Origin of the sequence: Rhodanobacter sp. FW021-MT20 (assembly GCF_041107475.1) — a bacterium.
GTDB classification, from domain to species: Bacteria; Pseudomonadota; Gammaproteobacteria; order Xanthomonadales; family Rhodanobacteraceae; genus Rhodanobacter_A; species Rhodanobacter_A glycinis.
The window spans coordinates 34,445-52,175 of record NZ_JBGBPX010000016.1 but is presented as its reverse complement, the minus strand read 5'-3'; the positions used below and the strand labels follow the sequence as shown (position 1 = coordinate 52,175).

General features: G+C 61.9%; 18 protein-coding genes. 1 reads left to right on the top strand and 17 read right to left on the bottom strand.

What is annotated here, in order from left to right:
* Position 1 precedes the first annotated feature (1 nt).
* From pilO2 to AB7849_RS15325, 17 genes are read right to left on the bottom strand one after another with little or no spacing between them, the layout of a single operon-like run.
* Positions 2–1,282, bottom strand: a complete 1,281-nt coding sequence (pilO2, locus tag AB7849_RS15405; RefSeq protein ID WP_369501310.1) for a type 4b pilus protein PilO2 — start codon at positions 1,280–1,282, stop codon at positions 2–4.
* Positions 1,283–1,285: 3 nt separating this feature from the next.
* Positions 1,286–1,975 (bottom strand): hypothetical protein, encoded by a 690-nt coding sequence (locus AB7849_RS15400; protein ID WP_369501309.1) that lies wholly within the window; start codon positions 1,973–1,975, stop codon positions 1,286–1,288.
* 13 nt (positions 1,976–1,988) lie between these two features.
* Positions 1,989–3,722 (bottom strand): hypothetical protein, encoded by a 1,734-nt coding sequence (locus AB7849_RS15395; RefSeq protein ID WP_369501308.1) that lies wholly within the window; start codon positions 3,720–3,722, stop codon positions 1,989–1,991.
* A complete protein-coding gene (locus tag AB7849_RS15390; RefSeq protein WP_369501307.1) occupies positions 3,722–4,468 on the bottom strand; it encodes a hypothetical protein in 747 nt (248 codons plus the stop codon). Before AB7849_RS15390 ends, AB7849_RS15395 begins: the two co-directional genes overlap by 1 nt.
* Entirely contained in the window at positions 4,465–5,280 is an 816-nt protein-coding gene (locus AB7849_RS15385) for a hypothetical protein (protein ID WP_369501306.1), read from the bottom strand. The genes AB7849_RS15390 and AB7849_RS15385 overlap by 4 nt, the downstream gene beginning before the upstream one ends.
* A complete protein-coding gene (locus AB7849_RS15380; protein WP_369501305.1) occupies positions 5,277–6,602 on the bottom strand; it encodes a TrbI/VirB10 family protein in 1,326 nt (441 codons plus the stop codon). Before AB7849_RS15380 ends, AB7849_RS15385 begins: the two co-directional genes overlap by 4 nt.
* On the bottom strand, positions 6,599–7,501 hold the full coding sequence (locus AB7849_RS15375) for a TrbG/VirB9 family P-type conjugative transfer protein (RefSeq protein WP_369501304.1): 903 nt from the start codon (positions 7,499–7,501) through the stop codon (positions 6,599–6,601). Before AB7849_RS15375 ends, AB7849_RS15380 begins: the two co-directional genes overlap by 4 nt.
* A complete protein-coding gene (locus AB7849_RS15370; protein WP_369501303.1) occupies positions 7,482–8,180 on the bottom strand; it encodes a VirB8/TrbF family protein in 699 nt (232 codons plus the stop codon). The genes AB7849_RS15375 and AB7849_RS15370 overlap by 20 nt, the downstream gene beginning before the upstream one ends.
* 28 nt (positions 8,181–8,208) lie before the next feature.
* Positions 8,209–9,573 carry a hypothetical protein gene (locus AB7849_RS15365; protein ID WP_369501302.1) on the bottom strand — a complete coding sequence of 455 codons (1,365 nt, stop codon included), beginning with the start codon at positions 9,571–9,573 and terminating at the stop codon, positions 8,209–8,211.
* A 13-nt stretch (positions 9,574–9,586) separates the two neighbouring features.
* On the bottom strand, positions 9,587–9,919 hold the full coding sequence (locus AB7849_RS15360; protein WP_369501301.1) for a hypothetical protein: 333 nt from the start codon (positions 9,917–9,919) through the stop codon (positions 9,587–9,589).
* A complete protein-coding gene (locus AB7849_RS15355) occupies positions 9,916–10,764 on the bottom strand; it encodes a hypothetical protein (RefSeq protein ID WP_369501300.1) in 849 nt (282 codons plus the stop codon). Before AB7849_RS15355 ends, AB7849_RS15360 begins: the two co-directional genes overlap by 4 nt.
* 34 nt (positions 10,765–10,798) lie before the next feature.
* Entirely contained in the window at positions 10,799–13,333 is a 2,535-nt protein-coding gene (locus tag AB7849_RS15350; protein ID WP_369501299.1) for a VirB4 family type IV secretion system protein, read from the bottom strand.
* On the bottom strand, positions 13,330–13,647 hold the full coding sequence (locus AB7849_RS15345; protein ID WP_369501297.1) for a VirB3 family type IV secretion system protein: 318 nt from the start codon (positions 13,645–13,647) through the stop codon (positions 13,330–13,332). The genes AB7849_RS15350 and AB7849_RS15345 overlap by 4 nt, the downstream gene beginning before the upstream one ends.
* Positions 13,648–13,649: 2 nt before the next feature.
* A complete protein-coding gene (locus tag AB7849_RS15340) occupies positions 13,650–14,006 on the bottom strand; it encodes a hypothetical protein (RefSeq protein WP_369501296.1) in 357 nt (118 codons plus the stop codon).
* Complete coding sequence (locus tag AB7849_RS15335; protein ID WP_369501295.1) at positions 14,006–15,061, bottom strand: CpaF family protein; 1,056 nt, start codon at positions 15,059–15,061, stop codon at positions 14,006–14,008. The genes AB7849_RS15340 and AB7849_RS15335 overlap by 1 nt, the downstream gene beginning before the upstream one ends.
* Positions 15,061–15,540 (bottom strand): lytic transglycosylase domain-containing protein, encoded by a 480-nt coding sequence (locus tag AB7849_RS15330; protein ID WP_369501294.1) that lies wholly within the window; start codon positions 15,538–15,540, stop codon positions 15,061–15,063. The genes AB7849_RS15335 and AB7849_RS15330 overlap by 1 nt, the downstream gene beginning before the upstream one ends.
* Before the next feature lie 17 nt (positions 15,541–15,557).
* Entirely contained in the window at positions 15,558–15,896 is a 339-nt protein-coding gene (locus AB7849_RS15325; protein WP_369501293.1) for a hypothetical protein, read from the bottom strand.
* Between the two features lie 87 nt (positions 15,897–15,983).
* Between AB7849_RS15325 and AB7849_RS15320 the strand changes: the two genes are divergently transcribed.
* Positions 15,984–17,723, top strand: a complete 1,740-nt coding sequence (locus tag AB7849_RS15320) for a type IV secretory system conjugative DNA transfer family protein (protein WP_369501292.1) — start codon at positions 15,984–15,986, stop codon at positions 17,721–17,723.
* Positions 17,724–17,731 lie beyond the last annotated feature (8 nt).

The window sequence follows — 17,731 nt, the reverse complement described above, 5'->3', positions numbered from 1 at the left end:
CTCAGCGGTGGAAACGCATTGCGGTGATCTGCCACGACTCCGCAGCCGAGCTGCCATAGCCCGTCATCCACGTGAGGTGCGTGACGCGGAAGCCGGCAGGGCTTGCCCAGTGCAGGACGGACGGCAGACTCACTGCAATTGGCGCATTGCCTTTCAGCAAGACGGTCTCCGTCACGAAAGAGGGGTAGCCGACCGTGGTGGCGCCGGCGGCGAGTGCAAGGTTCTTTGCGACACCTGCCGGACGGTCACTCAGCCCTGCAACATGGAGCGGAGAGAGGCCGATCCAGTCGATGAGCGATGGATTGCTCACCGGCGGCGGGTTGTGCAGCAGGCTGTCGCTCGCCACGACAACAGGCACGGACAACGGCACGTGCACGCGCAGTCCATTGGAGTCTGGATGGATCGAGAGCTGGCCACGGAAGCGCGCCTGAAAGGGAGCGACCGCGTAGAAGACCAAGCCGGTACCGTGGACGTAATCGCCATTGCACCCAGAAAGGTCGCAGTCCACCTTTTGCAGCGTCCAGCCAGCCAGGAACGGCGGCAGGCGGTTGCGGGCCTTCTCCAGTGCCCGAGTGATCCACTGCGGATCTCTCGCGTAGTTCGAGAGCGCCCCCTGCGCCGCTTGGCGGTACGCCTGGATCTTCTGTAGACGCTGCTGTTCGGTGAGCTGCTGCTGTGACTGAGCGGCCTTGTGCTTGCGATATAGCTTGACGCCGGCACCGACCAACACCAGCCCGACAACACCGATGGCCAAAGGCATCATTGCTGGCTTCGACGACACCAGGCGAAGCGCGACAGGGTTTCGCAACCCAAGCACCGCCTGCTCCGCATTGAAAAGCTGGGCGTCGACGATCTCGACGCCATCGCCGGCGAAGATGCTTGAAGCGTCGAGGTTGAGCGTTCGGCGATAGAACTCGATGCTCCGCAGCACCTTTTCGGTGGTGTCGATCACATCGGTTTCAGGAATGACCAGGCCGTTGCGGATCAGCACGAACCACAAGTTGTCGGCATCCACCTGCACCACGTAGAGGCCATCGGGCTGCCGCGCCGCGAGCGATGCGGCGAAGCTGTAGATCTTGCCGCGCACACGCGTCGTGTTGATGCCGCCTGCAAGAACGAACCGATTGCCTGTGTGGCAGGTACAGGTGTAGTACCGAGCCCGACCGGTGGGATCGAGCTGCTTTCGCAGCGCTTGCAACTCTGCCTTGCCCGGCTTCCGCGAGCTGTCTGCCCACGTCAGGCCGAATGCGTAGTGTCGCTTCCCGACAGTCTCGATCCGCATAGATCAGGGTTCCACGTGCAGGATGCGATGACGGCGACCACGCACCAGCTCAACCGTCGACGGCGCAATCTGCTCCACGTGCCAGCCATCGGAGAGAGTGCTTCCCGTGTGGACGATGTTGTCCACACCATGGTCGAGCACGTTGGCCTGATAGCTTCCGCCGATCCCAAGTACCGACACCAGGCGCAACGTGGCAGCAACCGGCGCCGGCGCAGTCGGATCGGGGAACGTAATGGACGACACGCCGCCACGCGCAGGGGCGCCAGGGACACCGCTCTGCGGCGTCATGCTCGCCGGCGGCGCCACGATGACGGACGGTGCCGGCAAGCTCGCGCCCTGGGCATCGGCGATCTTCTTCTTGAGGTCTGCGTTCTGGCTTTCGAGCGTGAGCACGTAGTGCTCTTTGTCCAGTTGCGCGATCAGGTGGTTGTAGGCGTCATCATCGGTCGGAATGGATGCCGAACTCTGGGTCGATGCGTCCTGGCCAGTAACGGGAGGTATCGCCCACGGCGGCGTGCTCGGCGCCGTAGCAGGCGCCGCAGCCACAGGCTTCGGCGCGACGTTGGCGGGTGCACTGGCGGCAGGCGACGGTTTGCTGCTGTTGGCGGCGACGGCCGCGCTGGCCACCAGCATCGCCACCAGGCCGGCGAGCGGAGCCAATCGCCACTTCGGGAGGGATTGCATGGTCTTCATCGTTACGTCTCCGTCAGTAGCTGGATGCCGTCATGTCGCGCTGGGACACGGCAGCGGGGCCGTCGAGCGTGGTTTCGGCCTGGGTTACGACCGGCGTGATGACCACCACGATTTCGTCTTTGGTGTTGCTCACGGTGCGATTGCCGCCGAGCGCCCACATGCTCTTGTCGAGGGGAGATGCGGTGGTGTTGTCCGCCTCGGTGTCCTGGAAGCCGGCCAGCACCAGCGATTGGCCAGACTTCAGCCAGGAGCGATTGAGGAACTGGCGAGCACTGACGTTGGGCTGCTGGACGCTGTTGCCGCCGCTGGTGAAGGTCGCCATGCTGTCGAGCGTCGACACCGAGAGCATCGTCTGCAGTAGCAGCAGGTGCCCGTCCGGCTGCACGGATGGGAGTACCTGCATGTCGAAGCCCGTCTCTACCTGCCCCGGCTGCAGCGTCGCACCAGCACCCACGACACCGTTCTGACCCGAGCTTTGTCCGTTGGTGTAAAGCGACGTGGTGCTGGCCACATAGGCCACGCTGTGCACGACCTTGAAGGGTGCGGGCATGTTGTTGACGGTATCGACCGTCGCATTCGTGACGATGCTCACCTTGCCGAGCGAGGACAGCGCATTGAGGAAGAACTGCGAGCCGGAGAACAGGGATGGCGATCCGGTCGGATTCTTGGTGGGCGAATTCAGGATGAGCGACGCCAGGCCCGTTGCCGTGGGCTGCGGAGTAGCAATCGACACGCCGAAGTTCGTCGCGGCCTGGCCGAGGGTGTTGTAGAGGAGATTCCAGTTGATACCGCGGTTGTCGGTGTTGTTGGTCTGGATGCGGTAGATCTTGACGTTCACCTCCACCTGGGCGTGGAGCGCGTTGTTCATCTGATCGATGTACTTCGCCACCGCCTCGACGCGATCCCAGCGATCACGGACGGTGATCGACGCCATGGGCTGGTTGACTTCCAGCGTGCCTGTCGGCGAGAGCATCGGCTTGACGTTCTCGACGATGGACTTCCACACATCGAGCTTGCCGCTAAACGCCGTCTTGCTCGGGCTCTGGCCAACGCTGACGGTTTGGCCCTGCCCGCCCTGGATCTGCTGGGTTTGGCCGGATTCAACGCTGGTATCCGTGGTGGCATCGCCCGGGACGGCCGCGATATGCATAACGCGCGTCTCGTACCGGAAGATGTGGATGGAGTGTGTCTGGGCGTTGTATTTCCAGGTGGCATCGAGCAGCCCGGCGACGTAGCCAATCAAGCCCTTCGTCGTGTCCTGCCGCGCAATTGCCGGAAGGCGAGCCTGGGGACGCGCCCCGGTGTCGCCACCGCTCGTTGCGCCGGCGGGCGGCGGCGCCAAGGTGGCATCGAGATTCGGCGCGGCCGGCGCCGCAGTGGAGCCGTGACTTCCGTCGAGCACGTCATCGTCGGCATTCACCGACATGCCGATGACTTGCTGCAGCGTCTGCAGGGTCTGCCATGCAGGGCCGGCCGGCGCGTTGAGGCTTGCAGCCTGGTCGAAAACCGGTGGCAAGTTGTTGGTGTGCACCACGGGCACGACGTTGACGTAGGGCACGTCGGAGTCGATCGGCATCACCGGGGTGGTCGGCGACGGCCGGGAGGCCAGCGTCGCATCGAGTGCACCATTGGTCGCGTGGAATTGATCCAGCGATTGCTTGTTGATCTGCTGCATCGTGCCGCAGCCAGCCAGTGCAACCAGCGATGCGACAAGCACCGACAAGCGGAGCGTGAGGACGTTCTTCATTACGGAGCCCCTTTGGCGGCGGTCGCCGGCTGGATAACCACAATTCGATTCGGGTCGGCGAAACGCGGCACATCGCCGAGCAGACCGCCTTGCAACTGGTAGGCGCGAACCACGTAGGTCACGCCGGCCTTCATGGAGCCCGCGGGTATGGGGAAAGGCGCATCGAGTCGATAGTCAGGCCCCACAAGCCAGCGAAGGCTCCAGCCGAAGCGCTGCACATACTTGGCGAGACCCTCCGAAATCATGGTGCCCGCCGGAATGATGTAGCCCTTCGCAGAGGGGACAGACTTGGTTTCGGTCACCGCAAATGCGGTGGCGGGATGGCCCGGATTGGTCACGACGGGGACGATATGCTCCACTTCCCTGCCCGCCTTGGCTGGAGGCATGGGACTGGGCGGCGGAGCCAGTGCCGTCACGTTGACGTGCACCACGCACTGCTGCGTATCCTGCGTCGAGGCAACCGCGAAGCCGGCGGTGCCGCCCGCTTCGTGCAACGTGGCCGCAAGCACCTTGTCGAGCGGCCCACCGACATCGTTCAGCGAGACACGAAGCTTCGAGGCGGCCGGAGTGGCATCGACGCGCCAGGCCGTGTCGGCCATGAGGATCTTGGCCGCCTGATCGAGCGTCCCGTCCGTGATGGTCACGCCGGCGACCCTGTAGACGGAAAGAGGCGGGCAGGCAGCATGCGCTGCACCCATGGCGGCAAAAAGAGTGGCCGCGGCGGCAAGCATCTGCCACTTCATCATTGCGCTGTCTCCAGTTTGAGTTGCCCTTTCAGGGCGCCCTTGTATTGCACTTGGCAGGCCATGCCGTGACTCATGCACGCCTGCATTGCCTTGTCGGCTGTCGTTGCGCCGGCAACGGTTCCGTCCGCGACGATGAGCACCAGGCCGCGGCGCTCCGCCTTGGCTTTCGCAAGCAGCGCGAGATAGTCCGCGGATGGGCCAGTCACCTCGCCCACCGGCGAGGAGGTCGAGGTGACGTTTGCGAAGCCCGATGCGGCAGCCGGGGCGCCCGGACGCGATATCGTTCCGGTGACTGCATCCGACGAAACAGGCGGCGCAGCGGCTACGCTCTGCGGGACAGCAGCGACAGGCCGAAAGTGCGGGGTGTAAGAAGGCGCGGAATAAGTGGATCGATAAACCGGAGCGTTGACGGGCATCGAGGCTGGATTTGCGGCGTCGACGGGTGCCGACATGGTGGTCTGGGCCTGCGAAGCCATCGCCGCGGAGTTGTACGAGGAGCCGTCATCGAGCGACGTGACGTAAGCCGTCGAGTTGCCATAGTGCAGCGTCACCTCCGAAACCGCCGGAAGGAGCATGTACGGCCCATAGATCCGGTAGGCGATCGGGCCGTTGACCCCAATCGGCGCAGGAACCGCATGCGTGTCGCGCAGCTGCAGATACAGCGTGCCATCCAGGCGGAACACCTGCACGGGCGCCGCCTGGGGATCGCCCGTGACGCGGTAGTCGCTGTCGACGTCCGGTGTTTTGTGCGCGAACGCGGGCATTGCGATGAAGGCCGCCACGAGGGCGACACTGAGACGAAAGCGTTTCACTGCGCGCTGACTCCTGCTTCCCATACGCCCGATTGATGCGTGTCGGACGCGCCTTGCGCGGCCTGCTTCGCGACCGGGTTCGTTTCGCCGTAGGTTGGGTAGCGCGGGGTTGCGCCACCCGGAATGACGACATCGGATTGCATCTCCACCTTGAACTGCGTCCCTGCATTGACGATGAAGTAGGGCTGCGCCGCCGAATAGCGGCTCATGACTTCCGAGTTCACCTGCGGCGCAAGCTGCTCCGCCACGGACGGCGACTGCACTGTCGTACCGGCGGCGGACGTGGCGGTGTTCTTCGGCTTCTGCATGTTGTCGACGGCAGTGCCGATGAGGGCGACGACAAGCGAAGGGCCAAGCGCACGAAGGATGTTCGAGTGGTACTTCCCGTCGATGCCGGTTGCGCCGGCGTAGTTCACGGCATCGGCTTTGCCGAGATCGACGATGCGACCATCGGGTAGCTCAAGGCGCGTGAATTGCACCGGGATGCGAGGCAGGCCAGGGGAAACCTTGGTGCCGTAGCTGCCGAGCAGCCGACTCCCCTTCGGGATGAGCAGCTGCGACTGGCGCAGGCTGTCGTAGACGTCCTGCGTAACGGTCGCCGTCACGTTGCCTGCGTTGCGCGTATCGATCTTGGTGGAAAGCACCGCGCGAATCAGCGTGCCTTTGGCAATCAGCATGCCGTCCGGGGCGGACAACGGCTCGACCACGGGATACGTCAAGGAGCGCTTCTGGGAGGCATCTGCCGCTGGTGCGGTCGGCTCCATCCCGGTCGCCTGCGCAGCGTTCATCACCGCACCCGGCTTTTGGCCTGGATACGCTTCATAGGTGCCAGGGGGAGTCTTGGAGCCGCCCACCGAAGCCGCGGGCAGCGATCCGCCGACCACCCCACTGGCAAGCCCGCCAGAGCCAACGATGCCGCTCGTACCCGCGTCCGGCTTGGATGCGGCCTTGAAGGCTTGATCGAGCTGGGCGAGCGTATTCGCATCCACGGGCGGCAACGCGTCAGTGCCCTGCTTCTTGCTCGAAGGGCTTGATTCGTTACTGCCTGTGCCAAGGGAGCCGATCGGGCTTGCGTAAAGCGACTTGGCGTCGAAGCTGTTGAGCCCTCGGGTAATGGCTTCTTTGCCGCCCTGCTCCGTCCCAGCCGGCAGCGCCTTCACCGCCGCACGCTCTGCGGCAGCCTTGGCGATCGCTCGCTGTCTTTGCGGGTTGTTCTTGGTGACCGCAACGAGCACGGAGATCAAAACGAGTGCGCCGATCATGGCGACGATATAGATCGCCACCTTCCTGTTGACCGGCGGTTTCGTCGCAGGGCCGCTCACTTCAAGCACCGCTCTGGGTTGCAGCCGCGCTCGATCTTTACTTTCGCGCCATTGAGGCTCAGCACGAACTTGGCGGCAACGCGCGGAACGATGACGTAGCCATCCGCGACTGAATAGTCGACCACATCGAGCTTGCCATCCGTGATGGCGAAGATCGCAGGCATGTCCTGCATGCCCTCGGGAAAGCGCATCCACGTGCGCACGCCGTCATCGAACACATCGAGCGGCTTAAAGGCGGCGCGACCAGATACCTCGTAGCGGGTGTAGATCTTCGACGGATCAACCGACAGGGGCGGAACCGCTGCCGCCGCCCGGGCCTGGCTATTTCCGCCGACTGCCGTGCCAGCGTTGGCGTATGGCGCGGACGGCGAGATATAGACCCCGTTTCCGCCGGCCTGAGTGTCGGTGGGGATGCGCCATTCGACGCGCTGGAACCAGAGAGCATTCGGTGCAACGGAGATCAGCGTCAGCTGATAGCTCCGCTTGTTGGTCACCATCAGCGCCGTGTTGTAGAGGCCGGGCTGCGCAGGCTTGATGAGCACCCGCTTCTGGTCTTTGGTGACCTCGAACGACCAGTCGGAGGCATTGGAGAGATAGAAGCCGTAGAGCTTCTCGCCCGAGGGAACCTCAATGTCCGTATTCATGCCCGCGAGCGATCGAACGGCATACGAGCGGGACGACGACCAGGTGTAGGAGACCATCCGGCTGTTGTTGATGACCGGCGTGGCGTCCACCATGCCGCCCGTTTGCAAGAAGGCGCCCTCGTTTTCCGCGGACTGTGCCGACACCCGACGCTGAGCGACGCCTCGGGCACAGGATATCGACGGCACGCCGGCAACAAGCCCCAGCAATGCGGCGAGGCAGAGGTATCGCGGCAGGCTACGGCTGGGTCGATTCATCGGTCACCTCGAAATGCGTAATCCACAATCCAATGGGATTACGGTATACATCCGCATCGGTTTGTGGCGGGAGAATAGCGAATTTAACGGTAACGAGCAAATGACGTACCGTCGTACCGTCAGCGCTATGCAAAGTCACGCGAATAGCGGCCGATTCGTCGTCGATGAAGCCGATGGCATCCACTGTCGGGTAGATGCGGAGCGACTCGTTTTTGCGGAGTTGCTCCAGGGGCTTGTAGTTGTTGAAGATGAAGGCGTTCCACTCGGATAGCGCCGCCCCTCGCAGCATGGCGTAGGTGTTGGGAAGACGCTCCCGCACTCGCGGATCAATCGTCAGGAGATCCGTCACCCACTTGTTGAGGAAGTAGCGCTCACTCGCCTGGCTCGGCGTGTACTTCTCGGCAACCTTGTTGCTGACGGATACCGCCGCAGTGTTGGGATCAACCGTGACGAAGTAAGGGATGCGCTCGTGCAACGGCAGCATCCGAAAGATGCCGAATGCCTGCAGCGCAGCCACCATCGAGATGGCTACGAGAGCGGCGAGTAAGCGGCGGTTGCCGATCCGCGGAGCCTCGAAAGCACTCAGGTACTTTTGCATCCCGGCGACACTCACGCCGGGCGGAGGACTATTCATCTTGCCCTGCGCGACGGCGCGAGCATTCTGCTTGGTGGCATTCATTGAGAGTTTCCTTTACGACCGATTTCGATCATGGTTTCAGCGTCCAGTTGCTACTGCTGCCATTTCCACTTCCGACGTTCGGCGTCCCTGCATTGCGGGCCGCATTGGAAGCGGCCGTGGCGGCGGCGCGCTGGCTGCGCTGCGCCCTAAGAGAGGCCAGCTTTCCGGCGGTGTGGCCGGTGGCGAGATTCATCGCTCCAGCGACGGCACCAGCGGCGGCGCCGGCGGCTGTGCCGGCGCCTTTTGCTACGGCACCACCGGCGCCCTTCGAGCCACTGTTGGCCATCTTCACGCCCGCCGCACTCATGCCACCGACCATGCCGGCGGCAAGTGCGGCACCGGTGCCACGCATCGGACTGAAGTGGTCGCGTCCTCCGACCAGGGCAGCCGCAACCTTGTTGACGACGCTGACCGACTTGCCAATCAGGAAGATGATGAAAGCGTAGGCACCAAGAGCGATGACGATGCCGCCCGTCGATGAATTGGCGAGGCTGCCGGCGGTGTACTGAACACCGATGGTGTTGAGGGCATCGGTCGCAACATTGATGAAGTTGTTCGCAACGACAACGATGGCCGCAGTGGCGAGGAACGTCATGATTCCCGATGCAACCTCCGTGAGAACCGTCTTCCCCCAGTCCGGCTTGATCGGATAGAAGGCCAGAACAAGCGGCCCGAAGGTCATGGCTACGGCGACATGCGCCCAGGACATGATGAAGTCGAGAATGATGAGGCCGTAGACGTAGGCAACCAGCAGCGCGGTGATTAGCATGACCAGGATCACCAGGATCGCCGCACCGTTGTTCGCGGTGAAGAAAGCCTCCGCCCACTTCCAAAAGGACAGGCCGCCCGGCGGAGACAGAAAGGCAACCATGCCGTCGTAGCTGCTGACGATGTTGTGGATGCAGGAGCTGATAAGCCAGCTACCGATCGAAGGCAAAGGATTGCCGCTCGACGGGATGCTTGGCTTGGAGCCTATCGACGCACCGACAACCTTTTGGAGTAGATCATCGGTTCCCGACCAGATGTGCTGGTAGATGTTGAAGTCGCCACCGGCCCACTCGTGCGCCATGGTGGTCAAAATCCCGACCGTGACAATTAGCTTCACCGCCTCTGGGCCAAAGCTGCTTCCGTTGCTGTCGGCCAAGGCTGGAATGACGATCGCCAAGATGCGCAGCGCGACACACGCCGCGAGGATGCTGAAGAAGGTCGTACCAGCCAACACCGTGGCGATGCTGGTGAAGGTATTTTCTACGGCCGAGAGGAACTTGTTCCCGACGTCCGCAAGTTGGGTCATCCCGCCATCGACCGGTGAAGCGGCGGCAATCGCGGGCATGAGTAGGATGGCTGCAAAAAGCAGCAGCTGGATGATCGCCTTGTACCGGGTGCGGGTCATGTCAACGTCCTGGTTAGATCAGCGGGCGAATCAGATCGGCAAGCCACAACACGGCAACGGCGATCCAGTAGAGAAAGACCAAGAGCCCGAATAGCGTCAGCACCGGCGCCTGGTAGAGGATCGCGAAAACACCGAGGGCGAGCTGCACGCGTGCGAGAGCGAGTCGCCCAGGCCGTCTCATGCCGCCCTGTGGCGGCAAGCCGGTCGCAACATAGGCAACGAGATAGCGTGCGCAGGGCCGCCAAAGGCGCGTGCCAGCGATCGCGAGGGCCAGGACAACGCCGAGATCCACCATCTTCCGGTGGATCACGGCGCGGGTGGCCGCGAAGTCAGCCTCGAAGCTCACTGGCCGCCCACTTGCTGGACGGTTCCAGTGGCGCTGGTGTTGCGCTCACATCCCTGCCACATGGACGGATCAGGGGCGCCGAACAGCTGCGCCGTTGCAGCGGCCGAACACTTCTTGTTTAGCCGCTCATCAGCGATCTTGCTTGCAGCATCCTGCGCCGATTGTGCCGTCACCATCGCGTTTTTGCTCAGCGTGGTGTTGATGGTTGCAAGCTGCCTGCTGAGGATCGCGTTGGTGTGGATCACACTCTGCAGGCCGCCGACTTCGGAGGTGATGTTCGGTGCGTTCTGGTCGATCTGCGCGATCTGCTCCGAGGCTTGCTGCTGGTCACTGATCGCCTGCTTGTACGAGGCAAGCTCCTTGCCGTAGGTGTCGGCGTGTTCTTGTGCCAGAACGGCCATGCCCGACTCGTACTGTTCGACGGTCATGTTCGTCCCCTGAGCCTTGAGAACGCCCAGCGTCTTGTAGGCATCTCCGTCTGCCTGCTTGATGACGCTCGTTGCTTGGCGAGACTGCTCCAAAGCGGATTGCAGCTGCATGGCATCGCTGATGTTGAAATCGTTGAAGTTCTTGAGCTGCTCGGCCGAGTAGCCGAGTTGCTGCTTTACGGAGTCGGGCATGTTCTTGAGCTGCTGGGCGAGAGCCGTGTACTGACGCACCTGTGTGAGTGCGCGATCCACATCGTTCTGGTACTGGGCAACCAGCTCGATGTTGTTGAGGATCTGCGTCGGCTCCGTTGCGCCGATGACGGCGGTCGCCTGCGCAGACGGCTGAGCCGATAGCGCGATAGCGACAGTGATGATTGCTGCGGCAAGTGGCCGCCAGGCGTTGCGTTCGATGTTCATTCCCTTCCCTCCATCGTGGTGATGTTGTTCGCGATCAGGCTGCTTGTTGCGCGCTCGACTCGCCCCATGCGGTGACGCGCCGCATGTATTCCTGCTGCCAGCCGGCCGGTGCTTCGCCATCCCTCCAACATTCGTCGAGGATGCGCTGGGCATCCGCCTCTGACCGAAGGGCGTTGATCTGGTTTGGGGTCAGCTCCATCGTCACCATTCGGGCCATGCCTGGCCGGGTGATGAAGTAGTTACGCTTCGGAATCGCCGAGGCGATTCGCTGCACCTGCTCAGGGAGAAGCTGGAAGGTCTTCACGTACAGATCGTGCAGCCCCTCGGACATCGCGGCAGGATTCGGCAAATAGATGCGCGTCGGAATGTTGTCGCGAAGTGCTGCAAATACCGTCTTGGCTTCATCCTCCATGAAGTCCTCGGGAGACTGGGTGGCGAGCACGATGCCGGCATTGAGCTTTGCAAGAGTCTTGAGCCAGCCAACCAGGCGCTGAGAGAATTGAGGAACCTTCATCAGGAAGGATGCTTCCTCGATGTATACGAACGACGGATAGAGAACCGAAGCGTCGGCGTTTCGCACCGCCAGTTCCGTCCGGTAGAACGCGTAGTCCATCACCGCTGTAGCGAGGCGAGCGTCCTGCATGACGTGCCCCATCTCGATGCAGGTGAAATCCGATAGCGAGAACGAGTCCTCTACGTGATCGAAGTATTCGCCGTACCGGCCGCCCTCGATCCATGGAGAGAGCTGCACGCGGAGATGTGCCGGGAGCAGGTTGTATAGGCCCATCAGGCGGCGATTGTCTGGATCGGTATCGGCGGCCATGCCCTCGATAGCCAGCCAGACGCTTTTCGAGTCCTCTGCGGTTAGGGTGTGACCCATGGAGCAAATGAGGTACTCGGTGAAATCGGCGAGGAACGTCCAGTGCTGACGCTGGTCGAGCAGGGAATAGGGGTTTAGGCGAATCTTCCCGCCCGATCGGATGTCGATGTGCTGGCCACCCTGCAGAAGGGTTGGTATGCGGCACGACCGGTCGCGATCGAAAATGATGAGCTTTGCGCCGGGGTACTTCCTGAATTGAGACATGAGGAAATTCATGCCTGCCGACTTGCCAGAGCGCGTCGGGCCAACGACGAAAGCGTGCGCGATTTGGCCAACGTTCCAGTTGAAGTAGAACGGCACGGAGTATTCGGTTTGCAGCACAGTGAGTGCCGGCTGCCGCTTTCCGTAGATCTTCGTGGAGAAGTGCGTGTTCCAGCGCTCGCCAGGCGCGATCGACAGAATTGGTGCGGCGTCGGACATGTTTGCGTCGGACATGACGTACCAGCGACGACATTCCTCCCAGGCGCCAGGCAGGGTCACAGTCCACGCGGAGAGCAGGTGAATGGTCTCCCGCACCGCCCCCGCCACCTGCGAGCCATGGAGGGCGCGCAACGCTTCGTCAGTCGCGATCTTCAACGCATCGGGGTCAGGCGAGACGTAGCATAGCGTCGCGTTCATCCAACCCCAGTAGCGCCGCCCAGCCGAAAGCTCGCCTTGTGCGATCAACGCATCATCGAGCTGCTCTTGCTTCGCAGGATCAGCCGACTCCTCATCCACTCCGCCCGGCTTGAACGCGCCCACGACAAGCGATTTCACGGAGAATTTCGTCAGGTTAGCCGCTCGTTTGGCGGACGTAATCTCGCTCTGCACCTGCGAGTTACTGGAGACGCGGAACGCAAGGGAGAAGACGGCTTCAATAGGCTGGGTCAACAGCGCATCGAACAGGCCAGCGAAGTAGTTGTCCGGGTACTCCTTGAGCGAAATGGCGGACAGGTACGTGCGCCCGCTTTCGACTTCGCTATCGCCGAAGACCAGGGTGTCGCGCGTGACTTCAAGAGGACGCTCAGGAAGAAGCCCGTCGAGGTAGCGGCCGTCATGACCAGCCGCCTTCTTCGCGGAAGGCATGCCTGGATTGGCTAGGCCCCACAGCGCCCCAACGAAGGAGTCTCCGTGCAGCCGGCGCAGTCCAAGCGTGCCAAGGGTTCCTGAAAATTGCGCAAGCCGACCCTCGAAGGTTTCAATGGCGAGTTCGAGTTCGGCAGCGCCCCACGCAAACGACTCCTTCGACGCCATCGCGCTCTTGATGCCCCGGATGGTGGCCGCAATGGGGTTGAGTCCATCAGCCATGTACGCGCCGATGCGATCGATCACGGCGTTGGTGGATCGCTCGGGCATCCAAAGAACGGAGACGAAATACCGGTTGATGAAACCGCCCTCGGCGAGGAACTGTTCCCGGTGTTCGTCATCGATCATCTGCGAGATCGGATCTGGCATGACGGCGGAGGGGTAATCGTTGGTGCGCTCGCGACGCACCGTCCACCAGATCGAAACGGGCTGATTGCGCCAGGTGCGATTAGCCGTGTCCATCATGTGTTCGAGCTGCGCCACGGCCGAGTCCGGCGCGCCATCGGCATCGAGCCCGGAATACTCGAACATGGCCAGGAGGCCGGAATCCTTGCAGCCGATGATGCTGCTGGTGATAGGCACCAGCCACGGCAAGAGTTCCTGAATCGAGCGGGCATCGCTCATCGCATTGCTCCACGTCCAAGGTCACGCGGGCGCATGCCGCGCGTGCCGTCTGTTGTAGGCCAGGGTTCGTAGTGGTCGGTCTGACGTGAGTACGTCATGAAGATTGGGCGCAGCAACGCGTCTTTGCGTGCGATCGCCTGCAGAACCTTGTGAATGATCCAGGTGGGTATCGCCCACCAGTAGAACTTGACGACGATCAGCGCGATTGCGCAGATCGCGCCATTGAGCACAAGGAACTTGAAGTCGACACCCGCTACGAGTTTCGGGCGCGCCAGCACCTGGTAGACCTTGCTGATGCGACGCGTTGCGGCCATGGTCAGCAGCCCAACGTACCGTTCGGCACCAGAATGGTCACGATGCTACCGATGGAGGCGATGATGCCTACACCGATGATGACCTTAACTACCCAGCTGCCCAGCCCCTTGCCCTCGTTGAGGATCAGCATCACGGCGATGGCGATGATGGCAACCGCCGCAATGATGGTCGGCATGGGCGAGTTCTTGAACGCGCAGATGGCGCCGCCCATGCCGGTGCCGAAGGACTGGGCGTAAGCGTTGTCGATCGAGATGGTCGCCAGGGCGACGGCCGGCGCGAGACGGCGTGTAAGGTAGTTCCTCGCCTCGACGTTGCAGCGGGCCTTGAGGGCCTTGAGACGATTGGTGATGTGGTTCATTAGGCAGACTCCCTTCGATTGTCATCGGTGGTTGGTTTGTCGGTGGTTGCATCAAACACAGTTCGGGTTACGTACCCCTCATCCGTGGCTCCGTGGATCTCCATGATTTGCTCTGGGCCGCGGACAGCCCCTCGGTGCTTGCAATAGATCACCGCCGCGAAAGCGCTGGCGATCTGCCGGCGTAAGGCGGCGAGAGGAAGGTTTGCGGCGGAGCCAGACATGCGAACCATGCTCTCCAGGCGCGCAAGCGCATCGATTGGAGAATTGGCGTGGAGCGTCGTCGCGCCGCCCTCGTGACCGGTGTTCATCGCATCAAGGAGGTCGTAGCACTCGCCTCCACGCACCTCACCCACGACGATGCGATCCGGCCGAAACCGCAATGAGAGCCTCACCAGCTCGCGTATGCCGACGTTGGCAGTCGGGTTTGTTTCGAGGCTCACGTAGTTCGGGGTCACGACTTTCAACTCAGCCGTGTCTTCGATGGTGATGAGTCTTTCGTCCGCTGGAATTTCGCGAACGTACCCGTTGAGGAAGGTGGTTTTGCCGGAGCTTGTCCCCCCAGCGATCAGCACCGAGCGGCGCGTGCGCACGAGCCACCGCACGTAGTCGCGGATGCTTTCCGGGGTGCCGGATCGAAGATCGGGGGCGGCGTCATTGCCCTTGGCGTCTTTGGCGCGACCCCAAACGAAAGACGGCAAGTAGTCGTCAAGGGTACGCACCGTGTTGCCGTGCTTGCGGATGCAGATGGCTGGGCCATGAATGCCAACAGGTGCGAGAGCCGCCGCGATTCGGAAGCCAGGCATACGGCAGTCCAGCACCGGCTCGATGCTTCTGTCGTTAGCACCAGCGAGGGCGGCGATGGCCGTTCGGAGATTGACTTGTGAGATCTCGTCGACCTCGACTCGCCGCATCTCGCCCTGCTTCTCGATCCACACCTCGCCGGGGCGGTTGACCATGATTTCCTGGACGGCAGGATCGTCCATGAAGGTCGAAATCGCCTTCAGATGCGAGCGGAATTGGCTCAGCGCCAGTTTCTCAACCTTGATTTCGGCCATTAGTCGCCTGCCGGCGCATGCTGCGCCGCCTCCAGTTCAGCCACGAGGTTGCGCGCGACACCGGCGGCATACAGCTTTCGTTTCCATGGGGTCTTGGCGTTGTAAGCGCCGATCGCCGTCCAGGTGACGCCGTACTGAACGAGGTTCCCTTTGAGGATCTTCGCTCCCACGGCGACATTCAGGCACGGCTTGGTGAGAAGCATGGAAGGCGCGATGCCGACACTCGCCAGGCGCGGGAACCAGAACGAGTCGATTTGCATCAGTCCGACGTCAACCGACCCATCGCTATTCCTGTGGATGGCGCGGGAGTTGAGCCGGGATTCCTTCTCGGCAATCGCCTTCAAGAGGAAGGGATTCACCCCGTAGTAGCGTCCGACTGAAGCGAAGCACGCGTCATAACGGTGGCTCGGAGATGCGCGACCACGTAGCGCAGCAGCACACACCGGCGCAGCCAGCGTGAACCAAACGACCCCAATCATGGCGGCGCGCCAAGGACTCACTTTGCACTGGCCTCCACGTCAACCTTGTGTCCCGCAGGGCGTGTATTGGCCGCCTCCCTGGCTCGTTCGGCTTGCAGGCGCTGATATTCCGACTGGTAGAAGGTCTTGAATGCCGCGAAGCGGCAGCCCTGGAAGGTGTAAGCGGTTCCATGCCACACCTTCTGCGCAGCGCTGTCGCTGAAGATGTCTGTGACCGAGGACGCGACCTTGCCGCCCCACACGATCGGCGAACAACCGCGGTTGATTCGCTCCAGGGGCGAGCCGGCAACGATGATCCAAACGAAAAAGACGATGAAAGCAAGGCCGAAAAGCGAAAAAGTGAAGTGTTTGGACATAGCGTTATAGTCACGTCAATGGCGACAACCGGCAACGCAGAGGGTAGCATCGTATAACACACCATTCAACGCGTATAACGGTAACCCATGATCTCCTTTAGCGACCTGCGGAACCTCCAGCTCGGCGGCACCAAGGATGCTGTTGCGCTGAGCGCCGTCATTGGCGGCGGAATGCTTACCCTCCCCCCTCTCCTGGGCGCCGGGCCGGTCGGAATTCTCTCGGCATCAGTGATCGCCGCACTGGGAGGCGGGTGGTTCGGGAAGCGGATCGGAGAGGTTCTCCGTATCGACGCGTTCGAGGGTGGAGAGGAGGGACTGAAGATCAATTCGTCCCAACTGCCGCCGGTTGACCCAGATGGGTTCGTACACCTCGGCTACGTGGCCGATACAGGCGAGGCACTGAAGATCCCGATCGGCGAATGGATGCGGCACGCAATGATCGTCGGCCAGTCGGGCGTTGGTAAAACGGTGCTCGGCGAGTGGGTGATGTTTCAGCAGATAGCTGCCGGCGGCGGACTGATGTGGATCGACGGCAAACTCGATCCGGGAAACCTTGAGAAGCTGCGCCAAATGCTCGCCTGGTGTGGTCGCGAAGATGATCTGCTGGTGGTCAATCCCGGCGATCCGAGCATGAGCAACACGTACAACCCGCTTCTTGACGGCGACCCTGATGAAATCGCGGCACGCTGCATCAGCCTTATCCCGACCGCCGAGTCGAATGCTGGTGCCGACTACTTCCGCCAGAGCGCGACCATAGCGATCAACACCTTGGTTGCCGCTGTGCAGGCGACAGGGAACGCGTTTAATTTCGCCGATCTGCGCGTGCTCCTTACGAGCAGCAAGGCCCTGGCCTGGCTCGAAAACGAATTGGTGGTGATGGGAAAGGACAAGGAAGCCGCAGCCCTTTCGTTGTTCCTCGATCAGTTCAAGCAGTTCGACCGGGCTACCGGGCAGAGCAAGGTCAGCGTGGACAACCTTCGCAAGATGTTCGGCGGCCTCGGTTCACGCCTAGCGCAGTTCGGCTCAGGCCAGTTCGGCCAGGTGATGAATAGCTACGACCCTGATGTGCGCATCAAGGATGCGGTCATGCAGGGGAAGATCGTTTACTTCATGCTTCCAACGATGGGCAAGTCGGAAGCGGCCACCGCGCTGGCGAAGCTCGCAGTCGCGGACTTCCGGTCGGCGATCGCGTTTATCCAGTCCCTGCCAGAGGATCAGCGACCGAAGCGCCCCTACCTCGGTTTCTACGACGAAGCCGGAAGCTACGTGACAGAGGCATGGTCACGCATGTTCGAGCAGTCTCGCTCTGCGCGCCTCGTAATGATGCCAGCCTTCCAGACAAGGGCGAATCTCGAAGTGCTCGGCGAGGAGCTGCGAGCGATGGTTGCCGGCAACACGCTGACGAAGATCTTTTTCAAGCCGGGCGAGCCAGACACCGCCGAGTGGATGGCCGACATGATCGGCAAGGAGATGCAAACGCAGTACAGCGTTTCCGCCTCCACTAGCGACTCGCAGAAAGAGTCAACGGTGAATGAACGCTTGGCAAAGGGCGCGACCGATGGCGCCACGAAGAACAACAACATTGGTTACAGCGAATCTCTGAAGGAAGACTACAAGATTCCCGCGCATGACCTGATGAAGCTTGGCAAAGGCGAGTGCATCGTCACCTTTGACGGAGCCAAGGTCTACAACGTGCGAACGCCGCGCATCACGTTCTCGAAAGACTTCCTGAATTCGATTGGCCCGTTCCACTTGAACAGGCCGCGGCGCCGGTTTGCACGTGGGTTGAAATTGTTCGAGCGATCGGATGAGTTCCTTGCTGCTTGATCGAAGGC

Coding starts and splice junctions, on each gene's coding strand:
- pilO2 (WP_369501310.1), bottom strand. CDS start 1,282: ATGCGGATCGAGACTGTCGGGAAGCGACACTACGCATTCGGCCTGACG.
- AB7849_RS15400 (WP_369501309.1), bottom strand. CDS start 1,975: ATGAAGACCATGCAATCCCTCCCGAAGTGGCGATTGGCTCCGCTCGCC.
- AB7849_RS15395 (WP_369501308.1), bottom strand. CDS start 3,722: ATGAAGAACGTCCTCACGCTCCGCTTGTCGGTGCTTGTCGCATCGCTG.
- AB7849_RS15390 (WP_369501307.1), bottom strand. CDS start 4,468: ATGATGAAGTGGCAGATGCTTGCCGCCGCGGCCACTCTTTTTGCCGCC.
- AB7849_RS15375 (WP_369501304.1), bottom strand. CDS start 7,501: ATGAATCGACCCAGCCGTAGCCTGCCGCGATACCTCTGCCTCGCCGCA.
- AB7849_RS15370 (WP_369501303.1), bottom strand. CDS start 8,180: ATGAATGCCACCAAGCAGAATGCTCGCGCCGTCGCGCAGGGCAAGATG.
- AB7849_RS15365 (WP_369501302.1), bottom strand. CDS start 9,573: ATGACCCGCACCCGGTACAAGGCGATCATCCAGCTGCTGCTTTTTGCA.
- AB7849_RS15355 (WP_369501300.1), bottom strand. CDS start 10,764: ATGAACATCGAACGCAACGCCTGGCGGCCACTTGCCGCAGCAATCATC.
- AB7849_RS15350 (WP_369501299.1), bottom strand. CDS start 13,333: ATGAGCGATGCCCGCTCGATTCAGGAACTCTTGCCGTGGCTGGTGCCT.
- AB7849_RS15345 (WP_369501297.1), bottom strand. CDS start 13,647: ATGGCCGCAACGCGTCGCATCAGCAAGGTCTACCAGGTGCTGGCGCGC.
- AB7849_RS15340 (WP_369501296.1), bottom strand. CDS start 14,006: ATGAACCACATCACCAATCGTCTCAAGGCCCTCAAGGCCCGCTGCAAC.
- AB7849_RS15335 (WP_369501295.1), bottom strand. CDS start 15,061: ATGGCCGAAATCAAGGTTGAGAAACTGGCGCTGAGCCAATTCCGCTCG.
- AB7849_RS15330 (WP_369501294.1), bottom strand. CDS start 15,540: ATGATTGGGGTCGTTTGGTTCACGCTGGCTGCGCCGGTGTGTGCTGCT.
- AB7849_RS15325 (WP_369501293.1), bottom strand. CDS start 15,896: ATGTCCAAACACTTCACTTTTTCGCTTTTCGGCCTTGCTTTCATCGTC.
- AB7849_RS15320 (WP_369501292.1), top strand. CDS start 15,984: ATGATCTCCTTTAGCGACCTGCGGAACCTCCAGCTCGGCGGCACCAAG.